14 protein-coding genes and 1 pseudogene are annotated in these 13857 nt (G+C 74.7%); 13 read left to right on the top strand and 2 right to left on the bottom strand.

Annotated elements, in window-relative coordinates; genetic code table 11:
* Window positions 1-178 precede the first annotated feature (178 nt).
* The 8 genes from BD833_RS20700 to BD833_RS20665 all read left to right on the top strand — a co-directional run bounded on the left by BD833_RS20700 (window position 179) and on the right by BD833_RS20665 (window position 7300).
* Entirely contained in the window at window positions 179-538 is a 360-nt protein-coding gene (locus tag BD833_RS20700; protein ID WP_166535050.1) for a YraN family protein, read from the top strand.
* Entirely contained in the window at window positions 535-2055 is a 1521-nt protein-coding gene (locus tag BD833_RS20695; protein ID WP_166535049.1) for a YifB family Mg chelatase-like AAA ATPase, read from the top strand. Before BD833_RS20700 ends, BD833_RS20695 begins: the two co-directional genes overlap by 4 nt.
* 547 nt (window positions 2056-2602) lie before the next feature.
* Window positions 2603-2758 carry a hypothetical protein gene (locus BD833_RS20690; RefSeq protein WP_166535048.1) on the top strand — a complete coding sequence of 52 codons (156 nt, stop codon included), beginning with the start codon at window positions 2603-2605 and terminating at the stop codon, window positions 2756-2758.
* Window positions 2755-4002, top strand: a complete 1248-nt coding sequence (gene dprA / locus BD833_RS20685; RefSeq protein ID WP_166535047.1) for a DNA-processing protein DprA — start codon at window positions 2755-2757, stop codon at window positions 4000-4002. The genes BD833_RS20690 and dprA overlap by 4 nt, the downstream gene beginning before the upstream one ends.
* Before the next feature lie 31 nt (window positions 4003-4033).
* Entirely contained in the window at window positions 4034-4972 is a 939-nt protein-coding gene (locus BD833_RS20680; RefSeq protein ID WP_208092798.1) for a tyrosine recombinase XerC, read from the top strand.
* A gap of 92 nt (window positions 4973-5064) precedes the next feature.
* Window positions 5065-5865 carry an RNA polymerase sigma factor WhiG gene (gene whiG / locus BD833_RS20675; protein ID WP_166535046.1) on the top strand — a complete coding sequence of 267 codons (801 nt, stop codon included), beginning with the start codon at window positions 5065-5067 and terminating at the stop codon, window positions 5863-5865.
* A gap of 42 nt (window positions 5866-5907) precedes the next feature.
* The gene (locus BD833_RS20670) at window positions 5908-6513 is read left to right on the top strand and encodes a GNAT family protein (RefSeq protein WP_166535045.1); all 606 of its coding nucleotides are present in this window, start codon (window positions 5908-5910) and stop codon (window positions 6511-6513) included.
* Between the two features lie 10 nt (window positions 6514-6523).
* Window positions 6524-7300: a class I SAM-dependent methyltransferase gene (locus BD833_RS20665; RefSeq protein WP_166535044.1), complete on the top strand. Its 777-nt coding sequence runs from the start codon at window positions 6524-6526 to the stop codon at window positions 7298-7300.
* 64 nt (window positions 7301-7364) lie between these two features.
* Here BD833_RS20665 and BD833_RS22795 read toward each other — a convergent pair.
* Window positions 7365-7826 (bottom strand): annotated as a pseudogene (locus tag BD833_RS22795) (murein hydrolase activator EnvC family protein); the annotation flags it as partial.
* Window positions 7827-8118: 292 nt separating this feature from the next.
* Here BD833_RS22795 and rpsB point away from each other — a divergent pair.
* The 5 genes from rpsB to BD833_RS20635 all read left to right on the top strand — a co-directional run bounded on the left by rpsB (window position 8119) and on the right by BD833_RS20635 (window position 12729).
* Complete coding sequence (rpsB, locus tag BD833_RS20655) at window positions 8119-9054, top strand: 30S ribosomal protein S2 (protein WP_166535043.1); 936 nt, start codon at window positions 8119-8121, stop codon at window positions 9052-9054.
* 92 nt (window positions 9055-9146) lie between these two features.
* Complete coding sequence (gene tsf, locus BD833_RS20650; RefSeq protein WP_166535042.1) at window positions 9147-9962, top strand: translation elongation factor Ts; 816 nt, start codon at window positions 9147-9149, stop codon at window positions 9960-9962.
* A 187-nt stretch (window positions 9963-10149) separates the two neighbouring features.
* Window positions 10150-10899 (top strand): UMP kinase, encoded by a 750-nt coding sequence (gene pyrH / locus BD833_RS20645; protein ID WP_166535041.1) that lies wholly within the window; start codon window positions 10150-10152, stop codon window positions 10897-10899.
* A 79-nt stretch (window positions 10900-10978) separates the two neighbouring features.
* The gene (gene frr, locus BD833_RS20640; protein ID WP_166535040.1) at window positions 10979-11536 is read left to right on the top strand and encodes a ribosome recycling factor; all 558 of its coding nucleotides are present in this window, start codon (window positions 10979-10981) and stop codon (window positions 11534-11536) included.
* Window positions 11537-11751: 215 nt separating this feature from the next.
* Complete coding sequence (locus tag BD833_RS20635) at window positions 11752-12729, top strand: phosphatidate cytidylyltransferase (protein ID WP_243737856.1); 978 nt, start codon at window positions 11752-11754, stop codon at window positions 12727-12729.
* Window positions 12730-12732: 3 nt separating this feature from the next.
* Here the strand turns inward: BD833_RS20635 and BD833_RS20630 are convergent, their stop codons facing one another.
* Window positions 12733-13845 carry a GNAT family N-acetyltransferase gene (locus BD833_RS20630; protein WP_166535038.1) on the bottom strand — a complete coding sequence of 371 codons (1113 nt, stop codon included), beginning with the start codon at window positions 13843-13845 and terminating at the stop codon, window positions 12733-12735.
* Window positions 13846-13857: the final 12 nt, after the last annotated feature.

Here is a 13857-nt window from a genome sequence, read left to right as displayed (position 1 = left end):
AGGCTCAGACGCCAGACCTGCCGGAGGTCACCACGGATCAGATGTCGATCTTCGACGACCTCGGCGGCGTGTGAGCAACGTCATGAACTACTACACCTAGCCCGTCCACAGGCCCGGCGCTGTCCACAGATCGTCGCCGGCGCTGGGTCCCGCCGCGGCCGCGCGGCACGGTCGGGGAGTGCCTCCCACGACTGATCTCGGCGCCCGCGGTGAACGCATCGCCGTCGCCTACTTGACCGATGCCGGCCTGCGGGTCCTCGACCGCAACTGGCGGTGCCGCGAGGGCGAGCTCGACCTCGTCGCCCGCGACGGGGACGCGCTGGTCTTCTGCGAGGTCAAGACCCGGCGGGGCACGGGCTACGGCCGGCCCGTCGAGGCGGTCACCCCGGTCAAGCAGCGCCGGCTGCGGGTGCTCGCGCAGCGGTGGCTCGCCGAGCACGACGAGCACGCGCCCGAGGTGCGGTTCGACGTCGTGGGCGTCCTGGTGCGCCCCGAGCGGCCGGCCGTCGTCACCCACCTGCCGGCGGCGTTCTCGTGACGCTGGCGCGCACCTGGTCGGTCGGGCTCGCCGGTGTCCAGGGGGCGATGGTCGAGGTCGAGGTGGACATCGCCGCGGGGCTGCCCGGGGTCGTGCTGGTCGGCCTGCCCGACGCCGTGGTGCGGCAGTCGGTGGACCGGGTGCGGGCGGCGGTCGCCAACGCCGGAGGCGAGTTCCCGGCCCGGCGGATCACCATCGGGCTGTCGCCGGCCGCCATGCCCAAGCAGGGCAGCGGCTTCGACCTGGCGCTGGCCGCTGCGGTGCTGGCGGCCGCGGGCACGGTCCGCCGCCGGGCGGTGGAGCACCTGGTGCTGCTCGGTGAGCTGGGGCTGGACGGGTCGGTGCGCGGCATCCGCGGCGTCCTCCCTGCCGTCCTCGCCGCCGCCCGGGCCGGGCACCGCCAGGTCGTCGTCCCCCTGGCCAACGCGGCCGAGGCGGCCCTGGTCGAGCGGGTCGAGGTCCTCCCCGTGGAGAGCCTCGGCCGGCTGGTCGAGCACCTGAAGGGCTCAGCGCCCCTGACCCCGTACGAACGCGGTCCGCTACCCGCCGACCCACCGGTGCCGGACCTCGGTGACGTGGTCGGGCAGGCGGCCGGGCGGCGCGCGGTCGAGGTGGCGGCGGCCGGAGGGCACCACCTGTTCCTGACCGGCCCGCCCGGTGCGGGCAAGACGATGCTCGCCGAGCGGCTGCCCGGCCTGCTCCCGGCCCTTGACGAGCAGGCCGCGCTGGAGGTGACGGCGATCCACTCGATCGCCGGCACGCTGCCGCCGGAGGCGCCGCTGGTCACCCGGCCCACGTTCGAGGCGCCGCACCACTCGGCGACCATGGCGGCGCTGATCGGTGGCGGCTCCGGCCAGATCCGACCGGGCGCCCTGTGCCGGGCGCACCGCGGCGTGCTGTTCATGGACGAGGCGCCGGAGTTCCCGCGCGCGGTGCTCGACACCCTCCGCCAGCCGCTCGAGCGGGGGCAGGTGACCATCCAGCGGGCATCGGGGTCGGCGACCTTCCCGTGCCGCGCGCAGCTGGTGCTGGCGGCCAACCCGTGCCCGTGCGCCAGTGCCGCCGGTGACACCGCCTGCACGTGCAGCCCGCTGGAGCGGCGGCGCTACCAGTCCCGGCTGTCCGGCCCGTTGCTCGATCGGGTGGACCTGCGCGTGGATCTCCCGCCGGTCACGCGTGCCGCCTGGCTCGACGGGCTGGAGGCACCGGAGTCGACCGAGGTCGTCGCCGGCCGGGTGGCCCGGGCCCGCGCGGTCGCCGCGGAGCGGCTCGCCGGCACGGGGCTGGCGCTCAACAGCCAGGTGCCCGGGCGCATGCTCCGCGAGCGGTTCGCCGTTCCGCGCCCGTCGCTCCGGCTGGCCGAGCGTGCCCTGGAACGCGGTGGGTTGTCGGTGCGCGGCTTCGACCGGGTGCAGCGCGTGGCCTGGACGATGGCCGACCTCGCGGGCCGGACGGTGCCGACCGCCGACGACGTCGCCGAGGCGCTCGGCATGCGCCTGCAGCGGGTGGCGGCATGAAAGCCGAGTGCGGCGGGGTGGCGCGTGACCTAGCTTCCTCCGTGCGGACGGCTCGGTCCGACGCTGAGGGGAACCGGCCCCCGCGTCTCCCCGTGAGGGGTCGGGCCGTCCGCCCTTCCCGGCGTTGGCGGCCCACGCGCGACCAGTTTCGCCAGACCGTTGTCCTCCGGGTCGCCTGGACGTTGAGCGACTTGGGAGGGCGCACGGTTCCCGGTCCCGATGAGGTCGCCGAGGCCCTCGGCATGCGCCTGCAGCGGAGCGCGGCATGAGCCGGCACACGGGCGCACGGACGAGCTGGCGCTCGGTTGAGCGCGTGTCCATCGCCCTACCCGAAGGGTGGGGCCGGAGCTCGCTGTCGACAAGGCGGGCCGCTGTCCGGTTCTCGCTGTTCGTGTCCGATCTCGTAGTCGCACTCACCGCAGGTAGTCGCGTCCGGTTCGAAGACGCCGCCCGGGTGTTCACGCCAGTCATGACTGCAGGCAGGGCAGGTGCCGTAGAAGCGGGCCCGGGTCCGCCACCTGGAGAAGATGCCCACGCTGCGACCGTAGTGAGCCGCCGGAAGGTGGAGTCGCCTCGCCTCGACCTCTGCCAAGCCGTGCTCCGGGTGGTCCGGACGATGGCCGACCTCGCGGGCTGGACGGTGCGGACCGCCGACGACGTCTCAGAGGCCATCGGCATGGGCCCGCAGCGGAGCGCGGCATGAGCCTCGACGAGGACCTGGAGGACGCGCGCACGGCCGTCCCGGTGCCAGGGGTCGTGCACCCCGGGGTGCGGCGGGCGCGGGTGTGGCTGAGCCGGGCGGTCGAGCCGGGCACCGTCGACGTGCACCGCTACGTCGAGGACGTGGGGCCGGTCGAGGCGGTCCGGCGGGTGCGGGCCGGGACGGCGCCGGAGCGGATCCGCGGGCTGGTCGGGGCCCGGGCGCGGCAGGACGCCACCCTGGCCGACCTCACCCGCGCCGAGCGCTGCGGCGCCCGCTTCGTGGTCCCGGAGGATCCCGAGTGGCCGGCGTACCCGCTGCACGCCCTGACCGTCGCCGTGGCCGACGAGCCGCTCGCCCACCGCGACCAGTCAGATCGCACCAGGGCACTCGTGCCGCCCATCGGGCTGTGGGTCCGCGGAGCCGGCCGGCTCGACCTCCTCGTCGATCGATCGGTGGCCGTCGTCGGTTCCCGCGCCTCGACCGCCTACGGCGAGCACGTCGCCGCCGAGCTCGGCCACCAGCTCGGCGAGCGCGGCTGGACCGTGGTGTCGGGCGGAGCGTTCGGCATCGACGCCGCCGCCCACCGCGGTGCGCTCGCCGCCGAGGCCCCGACGATCGCCGTCCTGGCCTGCGGGGTGGACCGGGTCTACCCGGCGGCGAACAGCGCGCTCCTCGCGCGGATCGCCGAGACCGGGATGCTGGTGAGCGAGTGGCCACCGGGGTGCGCCCCGCTGCGGCACCGCTTCCTGGTCCGCAACCGGCTGATCGCCGCCCTGACCCGCGGCACGGTGGTCGTGGAGGCGGCCGCGCGCTCCGGCGCCCAGGCGACGGCGAACCGCGCCCGCGATCTCGGCCGGGCGCTGATGGTGGTCCCCGGCCCCGTCACGAGCGCCCTGTCGGTCGGCTGCCACGAGCTGCTCCGCGACTCCGCGGGCGGTGCGGTGCTGGTCGCCTCGGCGGCGCACGTCATCGAGGCCGTCGGTGGCATCGGCACCGATCTCGCCCCGCCGCCCGAGCGGCCGACCTCCCCGCGCGACGAGCTCCCGGAGCTGGCGGCCCGCGTCCTTGACGCCTGCCCGGTGCGGATCGGGGTGAGTGCCGAACGGCTGGCGAGCACCGCCGGCTGCACCGTCCTCGACGTGCTGCGGGTGCTGCCGTCGCTCGAGCTCGCCGACCTCGTGCAGTGGACCGGCACCGGCTGGCGGCTGGCCCCGCCCCCGAAGCCGCACGGCGCGGCGCCTTGACCGGCGGCGGACGCCGACGGACCGTGCCCCCGTGGCCACCCCCAGCACCGCCGAGGTCCGCGCCGGGCTGCCCCCGGCGCTGGCCGAGGCGCTCGCCGGGTACGAGGAGCACCTGAGCGCCCAGCGGGACCTCTCGGGGAACACGGTGCGCGGCTACGTCGGTGACGTCGCCCGGCTGCTGGACCACCTGGCCCGGCGCAGCGGCACCCAGCCCCACGAGCTCGACCTGGCCACCCTGCGCAGCTGGCTGGCGCAGGGGCGCACGCGCGGCCACGGCCGGTCGACCACCGCCCGGCACGCCTCGGCCGCCCGCTCCTTCACCGCGTGGCTGCACCGCGCCGCCCTGACCCCCGAGGACGTCGGCCAGCGGCTGGTGAGCCCCAAGGCCCACCGCACGTTGCCGGACGTGCTCGCTCCCGACCAGGCCCGCGCGCTGGTCGAGACCGCCGCCGGCGCCGACGAGCCGGTGCAGCTGCGCGACGCCGTCGTCCTGGAGCTGCTGTACGCCAGCGGCATCCGCGTGAGCGAGCTCGTCGGGCTCGACGTCGACGACGTGGACCGCGGCCGCCGGCTGCTGCGCGTCCTGGGCAAGGGCCGCAAGGAGCGCAGCGTCCCCTACGGGGTGCCCGCCGAGCGGGCGCTGGGCGCCTGGCTGACCCGCGGCCGCCCGGTCCTGGCGACGCCCGACTCCGGCCCGGCCCTGCTGCTCGGGCTGCGCGGGCGGCGGCTCGACGCCCGGGAGGCCCGGCGCACCGTGCACGCCGCGACGGCGGGCGTGCCGGGCGCGCCGGACATCGGTCCGCACGGGCTGCGGCACTCCGCCGCCACCCACGTGCTCGAGGGCGGCGCGGACCTGCGTTCCGTCCAGGAGTTGCTCGGCCACGCTAGCCTCGCGACGACGCAGATCTACACGCACGTGACGGTCGAACGGCTCCGTGCCGTCCATGCCCAGGCGCATCCACGTGCCTGAGGCCCGGCGGCCGGGTAGTGCGCGGACGGCGGAAGTCATCACCAGGCGGGCCCACGGACGGGGCCCCTGCAGCACCACCGAGGAGCGCGACCGTGTCTGAGGCAACCATCCGCCGGATCGACGAGTCCGGTGAGGACGCCGACGCCCTGCTGGCCGACCTGTGGCGGCGGTACGTCGACGGCCGGGACGCGGCCCTGCGCGACCGGCTGATCCTGCACTACGCGCCCTTGGTGAAGTACGTCGCCGGCCGGGTGGGCAGCGGTCTGCCCGCGCACGTCGAGCAGGCGGACCTGATCTCCTACGGCACCTTCGGGCTGATCGACGCGATCACGCGCTACGAGCCGACCCGGGAGGTCAAGTTCGAGAGCTACGCGATGGCCCGGATCCGCGGCGCGATCATCGACGAGCTGCGCAACACCGACTGGATCCCGCGGTCGGTGCGGGTCAAGGCGCGCGCCTTCGAGCGTGCCGTCGCCGAGCTGGAGAGCAAGCTGCACCGGACGCCGAGCGACGAAGAGGTCGCCGCCGCCATGGACATGGACGTCGAGGACATCCGCAAGTTCCTCGGTCAGCTGTCCCTGGTCAACGTCGTCGCCCTCGACGAGCTGCTCACCGACGACGACGGCGGCTCGCCGCGGCTCGGTGACACCCTCCAGGACCCCACCGCGCTGGACCCCCAGGCGATGGCCGAGCACGGCGAGGCCCGCCAGTTGCTCGCCCGCGCCGTCGAGCAGCTGCCCGAGCGGGAGAAGGTCGTGGTGTCCCTCTACTACTTCGAGGGCCTCACGCTCGCCGACATCGGCCGCGTCCTCGGGGTCACCGAGAGCCGGATCTGCCAGCTGCACACCAAGGCCGTGCTGCACCTGCGCACCAAGCTCGCCGACATCGCCTGATCCCGGCGACCCGGCACCGGCCTAACCGGATCGAGGGCGCAGATGACCGCACTGGCGACGAAAGCTCTCGACGGGGCCACGTGGGGCGATTTCGCGCGGCTCGTCGAGCGGCACGACGGCGTCTGGGGTGGCTGCTGGTGCATGGCCTTCCACGCGCGCCGTCCGGGTGGCCCGAAGGGGCCCGCTGAGAACCGGCGGGACAAGGAAGCCCTCGTGTGGCGCGGCGAGGCGCACGCCGCGCTGGTGTACGACGGCGCGGACTGCGTCGGGTGGTGCCAGTTCGGCAGCACGGACGAGCTGCCCCGGATCAAGCACCAGCGGGCCTACACCGACGGACTGGCAGCCCTGCCGGACTGGCGGATCACCTGCTTCTTCGTCGACCGCGGGCACCGGCGGCGGGGCGTCTCCGCCGCTGCGCTGGGCGGTGCGCTGAACGAGATCGCCCGTCACGGTGGCGGAGTGGTCGAGAGCTACCCGGAGGACGCCGCCGCCCGGAAGGTCTCGGCCTCCTTCCTGCACAACGGGACGGTGTCCCTGTTCGAGGCGCACGGGTTCGAGCGCAGCCGGCAGATCGGGAAGCACCGCTGGGTCGTCACCCGGGCGGTGCAGCCGGAGCCGGCCGCTCCCGCGGTCGCCGGCCCGACGTAGGAAGGGCTCCGTGCCGATCGACTTCCACGACGCCGCGAACCGACGCACCTACTCCGGGCGGACCGCGGACCCTTCGTGGGCCCACGCCATGCCGGGGCTGGTCGACCCGGCCGGCGCGGTCGTGGTCGACGTCGGGTGCGGCGGCGGCACCTACACCCGGGCCTGGCACGACCTCGGCGCGGCCCGGGTCGTCGGGGTGGACTCGAGCGCGCCGATCCTCGATGCGGCGCGGGACTCCCACGGGGACCTGCCCGGGGTCGAGTTCCACCCGGGTGACGCGGCCGCGACCGGCCTGCCGGCGGGTGCCGCGGACGTCGTCTTCGCCCGTGCGCTGGTGCACCACGTGCCCGACCTGACCGCCGTGGCGCGTGAGGCGGCCCGACTCCTCCGCCCTGGTGGCACGTACCTCGTGCAGGACCGCACGCCCGAGGACGTCGCCCTCCCGGGCTCCCCGACGCACCCGCGCGGCTGGCTGTTCGAGGTCTTTCCCCGACTCCTGGCGGTCGAGGTCGCCCGACGGCCGACCAGCAGCGCCGTCGCCGAGGCGTTCCGGGCGGCGGGGCTCGACGACATCGGCAGCACGTCGCTCTGGGAGACCCGCCGCCGGTACCGCGACCGCGAGGACTACCTCGCCGAGGTCGGGCAGCGCACCGGCCGTTCGATCCTGCACGAGCTCGGCGACGACGAGCTGGGCCACCTGGTCGACCAGCTGCGCCACCGGCTACCCGAGGGGCCGCTGGTGGAGGCCGACCGCTGGACGATCTGGACCGGACGGTCGCCGGGCTGAGCGCGTCGCCGCCGAACGGCAGCAGCCGGACCCGCACCACGAGCAGCAGGAGCGGGTCCCGGTAGTCCTCGCCCCGGCGCAGCCCCCAGTGCAGGCAGGCCGACGCGGGGCAGCCCTCGTGCCCGGCGGCCAGCACGCCGAGCCGCGAGCCGCGTGCGACGAGGGCACCCGCGCCGACCGCCGGCTCCACCGGCTCGTACGTCGTCCGCAGACCGCCGGCATGGTCCACGCTCACCACCGGGCGGCCGGCCACCATTCCGGCGAACACGACGACGCCGTCACCGGCCGCCAGCACCGGGGCGCCCGTCGCTCCGGCGAGGTCGGCGCCACGGTGTCCGGGCCCGTAGCGGTGCGGCGGCGGATCGAACGGACGGGTCACCGTCAGCTCGCCGGGCAGCGGGGCCGACCAGCCTCCGCCCGGACGCGTCTGCACCGCCGCCCGGTTCTCCGGGCCGGCCAGGGCCACGGCCGGCCCGAGGGCGCTCAGCGCGAGGACCGTGACGACGAGGGCCGACGCGGATCGCATGCCGCCAGCCTGGGCGCCAGCGGCGCGGGACGGCAGGAGCCCGCGGCATCTGTGGATCCCCCGGGCAGCTGGGGAAACGCGCTCCGGCGCTCGCGTATGCTGTCCGGTGCGGCCCGTCCGACGGGTCGACTTCGCGCGTCCTTCTCCCGCCGATCGGCGGGGCAGTCGCCACCTCGGTCCCGGCCCAGCCGGGGGAGTGGTGCCGCAGGACGCCAGGGCGGGCGCCACCCGGTGCCCGCGACAACCGAATCCGCGCGGCTCCGGCCGCGCGCGGAAGCAGAGAGGCTGCGATATGGCAGTCGTCAGCATGAAGCAGCTGCTCGACAGCGGCGTCCACTTCGGGCACCAGACCCGTCGCTGGAACCCGAAGATGAAGCGCTTCATCTTCACCGAGCGCAACGGCATCTACATCATCGACCTGCAGCAGACGCTCGGGTACATCGACAACGCCTACGAGTTCGTCAAGCAGACGGTCGCGCACGGCGGGTCGATCCTCTTCGTCGGCACCAAGCGCCAGGCGCAGGAGGTCGTCGCCGAGCAGGCCACCCGCGTCGGCATGCCCTACGTCAACCAGCGCTGGCTGGGCGGCATGCTCACCAACTTCCAGACCGTCTACAAGCGGCTCGAGCGCCTCAAGGAGCTCGAGGACATGGAGCAGACCGGCGTGCTGGTCAGCCTGTCCAAGAAGGAGCAGCTGGTCCTCAGCCGCGAGAAGGGCAAGCTCGAGCGCTCCCTCGGCGGTATCCGCGACATGAAGAAGGTGCCCAGCGCCATCTGGATCGTGGACACCAAGAAGGAGCACATCGCCGTCGGCGAGGCCCGCAAGCTGAACATCCCGGTGGTCGCGATCCTCGACACCAACTGCGACCCCGACGAGGTCGACTACAAGATCCCGGGCAACGACGACGCGATCCGCAGCATCGCCGTGCTGACCCGCGTCATCGCCGACGCCGTCGCCGAGGGCCTCATGGCCCGCTCGGCCGCGCAGGCCAACGCCGGCCGCGAGGACGGCGGGGAGCCGGCCGTGGCCGCCGGCGAGCCGCTGGCCGACTGGGAGCGCGAGCTGCTCACCGGTGGCACCGCCGAGGCCGCTCCGGCCGCGGACGACGCGACCGTCACCCCGCTGCCCGAGACCCCCGCGCAGCCGGCCGACGTCACCGCGGGCGAGGTCGCCCCGGTCGAGGACGTCCCCGCCACCACCGGTGGCAAGGAGCCCAACGCCGTCTGACGGTCCGGCGCCGTCCCCCCGCTGAGGGCGGGGGGACGGCGCCGCCGCGCGGCCGATCCACAGCACGCACCACCTGACCAGAGGGAAGAGACATGCCTGCCTTCACCGCAGCCGACGTCAAGCGTCTCCGCGACGCCACCGGCGCCGGCATGATGGACGCCAAGAAGGCCCTGACCGAGGCCGACGGCGAGTACGACAAGGCCATCGAGCTGCTCCGGGTCAAGGGCGCCAAGGACGTCGGCAAGCGCCTCGAGCGATCGACGACCAACGGCATCGTCGTCAGCCGCGACGGCGCACTGCTCGAGCTCGACTGCGAGACCGACTTCGTCGCCAAGAACGCGGACTTCATGAAGCTCGCCGAGCGGCTGCTCGAGATCGGCCTGCAGTCCACGCCGGCCGACGCCGCCGCGCTGCTGGCCACCGAGGTCGACGGCCAGACCGTCGAGAAGCTCGTCGAGGGCGAGTCCGCCCGCATCGGCGAGAAGCTGGTCCTCTCGCGCTTCGTCGCCTTCGACGGCAGCACCGCCGTCTACCTGCACAAGCGCGCCACCGACCTGCCCCCGGCCATCGGCGTCGCGGTGCAGTACTCCGGTGGCAGCGAGGACGCCGCCCGCAGCCTGGCGATGCACATCGCGGCCGCGCGGCCGCGCTACCTCACCCGCGAGGAGGTCCCGGCCGAGGCGGTCGAGACCGAGCGCCGGGTGGCCGAGCAGACCGCCAAGGAGGAGGGCAAGCCCGAGCAGGCGATCACCAAGATCGTCGAGGGTCGGGTCAACGCCTACTACAAGGACTTCGTCCTGCTCGAGCAGCCGTCGATCACCGAGCCCAAGCGCACGGTCAAGCAGATCGTCGACGAGGCCGGCCTGACCGTCGAGCGCTTCGCGCGCTTCGAGGTCGGCCAGGCCTGAGTCGCACCCCGGTACTGATGACCGGCCCCGTTCCCCGCCGTGGGACGGGGCCGGTCGTCTGTCCGGCGCAGCCCGCATCCCGTCCTCCGGCAGGAGCCGGACGGCGCGATGCGGCAGGATCCACCGAACCGGCAGTCACCGCCACGACCCCAGGGATGTTGACCCGTTGACCGACACGACCACCCCCTTGTCCGCACCCAGCGCGTTCCAGCCGGCCGAAGGCAGCGGCTACCAGCGGGTGCTGCTGAAGCTGTCCGGTGAGGCTTTCGGCGGGGGGAAGGTGGGCGTCGACTCGGGCATCGTGCACAGCATCGCCCAGCAGCTGGCCGACGTCGTGCACGGCGGGACGCAGGTGGCCATCGTCGTCGGCGGCGGCAACTTCTTCCGCGGCGCGGAGCTGGCGCAGGCCGGTATGGACCGCCGGCACGCCGACTACATGGGCATGCTCGGCACGGTCATGAACGCGCTGGCCCTGCAGGCGTTCTGCGAGCAGGTCGGCCTGGAGACCCGGGTGCAGACGGCGATCACCATGGGGCAGGTCGCCGAGCCCTACATCCCGCGGAAGGCCGTCCGGCACCTGGAGAAGGGGCGCCTGGTCATCTTCGGCGCCGGCGCCGGGATGCCGTACTTCTCCACCGACACCGTCGCCGCGCAGCGCGCCCTGGAGATCGGCTGCCAGGTGCTGCTCATGGCGAAGAACGGGGTCGACGGCGTCTACGACGACGACCCGCGGCACAACCCGGCCGCCACCATGTACACGGACCTGGACTACGCCACCGTCCTCGCCGACGAGCTGAAGGTCGCCGACGCGACCGCGATCAGCCTCTCGATGGAGAACCGGATGCCCATCGTGGTGTTCAACCTGCTGGAGGACGGCAACATCGCGCGAGCGGTGGCAGGTGAGAGGATCGGCACGCTGATCAGCCAGCCGGCCTGACCGGCGCGATCGGCATCGACGAGGACGACGGCCCGACGAGCTCCCCATCCGGAGGGGCAGGCCGCAGGAGGGACAACCCGTGATCGACGACACCCTGCTCGACGCCGAGGAGCGGATGGACAAGGCGCTCTCGGTGGCGCGGGAGGACCTGGGCTCGGTCCGCACCGGGCGCGCGGCCCCCTCGATGTTCAACAAGATCGTGGTGGATTACTACGGCGCCTTCACCCCGGTGCCGCAGATGGCATCCATCACCGTGCCCGAGGCCCGCATGGCGGTCATCAAGCCCTACGACAGCAGCCAGATGCAGGCGATCGAGCGGGCCATCCGCGACAGCGACCTGGGCGTGAACCCGACCAACGACGGTCAGCTGCTGCGCGTGGTCTTCCCGCAGCTGACCGAGGAGCGCCGCCGCGACCTGGTCAAGATGGCCCGTTCGAAGGGTGAGGACGCCAAGGTCGCCATCCGCAACATCCGGCGCCGCGCGAAGGAAGAGCTCGACCGCATCGTCAAGGACGGCGAGGCCGGCGAGGACGAGGTCCGCCGCGCGGAGAAGGAGCTCGACGACCTCACCGCCAAGCACACCGCCGGCATCGACGACGCGGTGAAGAACAAGGAGACCGAGCTGCTCGAGGTCTGACCTCCGCGCGGCCACCTGCCATGACCTCTCCCTCCGCCGACCGTCCGGGCTCCCTGCACGCGGCCGCCGAGCCGTTCCCGCGGCCCGGCGGTGGTACGGCTCGGCCCGGTGGCGGAGCGGCTCGGCCCGGTGGCGGAGCCCCCGGGTCCGGCGAGCGAGCGCCCGCCGGTGGCGGGGCACCGCGACCCGGCCGGGGGGACGGCGACACCGGCCCGGTGCACCGGACCGGCTCGCGCCCGCTCCCGCCGCTGCCCTCCCGGGCGCCGGTGCCGGTGGACGACGAGCCGGCGGGGACGGCGGCCGTGCCGCCGGCGGACCCGCACGGAGCCACCGCGGTGCCGCCGGCGCAGGAGGTCGCCCAGCTGCCGACGACCGAGCAGCCGGTGAGCCGGGCCGGGCGGAACCTCCGGGCGGCGATCGGCGTCGGGGTCGGCCTGGTCGCCGTCATCATCGCGTCGCTGCTGATCTGGCGCCCGGCGTTCCTCGGCGTGCTCGTCGCCGCCATCCTGGTCGCCGTCGTGGAGCTGACCCGTGCGCTGACCAAGGGCGGGTTCCACGCCCCCCTGGTGCCGCTGCTCGTCGGGGTGCTGGCCATGGAGGCGCTCGCCTGGAGCCGTGGCCCCACCGGACTCATCACCGGTTTCTTCCTCACCGCCGTCGCCGTCCTGCTGTGGCGGCTGGCCGGCGGCCCGGTGGGCTACCGGAGGGACGCCGCCGCCGGCATCCTCACCGCGCTCTACGTGCCCTTCCTCGCCGGCTTCGCGGTCCTGCTGCTCGTCCCCGCGGACGGGGCCTTCCGGGTGCTCGCGTTCATCACCACCGTGATCGCCAGCGACGTCGGCGGCTACGCGGCCGGGGTCATGTTCGGCAAGCACGCGATGGCGAAGTCGATCAGCCCCAAGAAGTCGTGGGAGGGCATGGCCGGGTCGGTGCTCGCCTGCATGCTGGTGGCGACGCCGATCCTCGTGTTCGCGCTGGAGGCCCCCTGGTGGGGCGGGCTGGCGTTCGGTGCCGCGCTGGCGGTGTCGTCGACCGTCGGTGACCTCGCCGAGTCGCTGATCAAGCGCGACCTCGGGATCAAGGACATGGGCGACTTGCTCCCCGGGCACGGCGGGATCATGGACCGGCTCGACTCGCTGCTGCCGTCGGCGGCCACCGCCTACCTGCTGCTGGCGCTCGTCGCCCCGGCCTGATCGTCAGGCCGGCCGGTCCGCCGACCAGGTCGAACCGACCGCCTCGAACCCGCGCCGGGCGTACCAGTGCCGCGGCCAGTCGTCCGCGGCGGCCTCGAGCACGACGAGGTCGCACCCCGCATCCGCGGCCAGCTCCAGGATCCGGGTCAGCACCGCGTCGCCGTACCCCCGGCCGCGGGCGGCGGGGTCGGTGAGCACCGACTCCACCGCCGCCGTCGCCCCGTCGATCCGCAGCTGCCCGGCGGCCACCACGCGGCCGGCGTCCCGGACCACGACGTCGGTGACGGCGACCACGCGGTCGTTCAGCCGCTCCCGGCCGACGAGCTGCGCCACCGCCGGGTCCAGCCGGTCGCCCAGGAAGGCCAGCCCCTGCCGCCAGGAGCGCGCCCACAGGTCGTGGACCTCCCGCTGGTCGACCACCTCGGCGCGTGTGCCGGAGCCGCGCACGGGCCGGTCGCCGCGGCGGGCCATGAGCACGAGCTCCTCGGTGCGCCACCCGCGGGCGGCCAGCTCCCCGGCCACGGCGCCCGCGTCCGGCCACGCCAGCAGCGCGGCGCGCTGCGGCCAGCCGGCGTTGCCGCCGACCTCCTCCGCCGCGGCGTCCACGGTCGCCGCGTCGACCGGCGCGGTCAGCAGCAGCCGGTTGTTGTCGTGGGAGAGCGGGAGATCCGGGTCCAGCACCGCCACGCCGCCCGGGACGTCCCCGATGCCCACGGCCCGGCGGAGGGGCAGCGAGGTGTACAGCGCCAGGGCCCGGCCGAGGGCGTCGTCCGGGGCCGGCAGCACGACCGGTGCCGGCGGGCGGTAGGGCACCACCGCGATCACCGCGCGGGTCGGCAGCGGTCCGTACAGGTGGGGGAAGAGCCGGCCGGCCGGATCGGCGGGCTGCCCCGGCTCGAACCGCACCGGGTCGCGCAGCCGCGCGGGGTCGACGACGAGCAGGACCAGGTCGCGGCGGCCGGGGAACAGCGCCTGCGCGGGCACGTGCACCTGGTCGGGCGGCGACAGGTGGACGAACCCCACCGACTCCAGGGAGGGCGGTCGCAGCACCCCGTCGCTCAGCGCGGCCCGCCAGGTGGCCGGCTCGACGAGGTGCACGAGGAGGTCGGGAGGCACCCTGCGATCCTG

The organism is Blastococcus xanthinilyticus, assembly GCF_008124835.1.
GTDB lineage: Bacteria > Actinomycetota > Actinomycetes > Mycobacteriales > Geodermatophilaceae > Blastococcus > Blastococcus xanthinilyticus.
The sequence above is the reverse complement of the archived record's forward strand: the minus strand, read 5'-3'. Positions and strand labels throughout refer to the sequence as shown.

Bases quoted from the DNA above. Each gene is read 5' to 3' on its own strand.
- dprA (WP_166535047.1), top strand. From the start codon at position 2,755: ATGAGCCTCGACGAGGACCTGGAGGACGCGCGCACGGCCGTCCCGGTG.
- tsf (WP_166535042.1), top strand. From the start codon at position 9,147: ATGCCTGCCTTCACCGCAGCCGACGTCAAGCGTCTCCGCGACGCCACC.
- BD833_RS20670 (WP_166535045.1), top strand. From the start codon at position 5,908: ATGACCGCACTGGCGACGAAAGCTCTCGACGGGGCCACGTGGGGCGAT.
- rpsB (WP_166535043.1), top strand. From the start codon at position 8,119: ATGGCAGTCGTCAGCATGAAGCAGCTGCTCGACAGCGGCGTCCACTTC.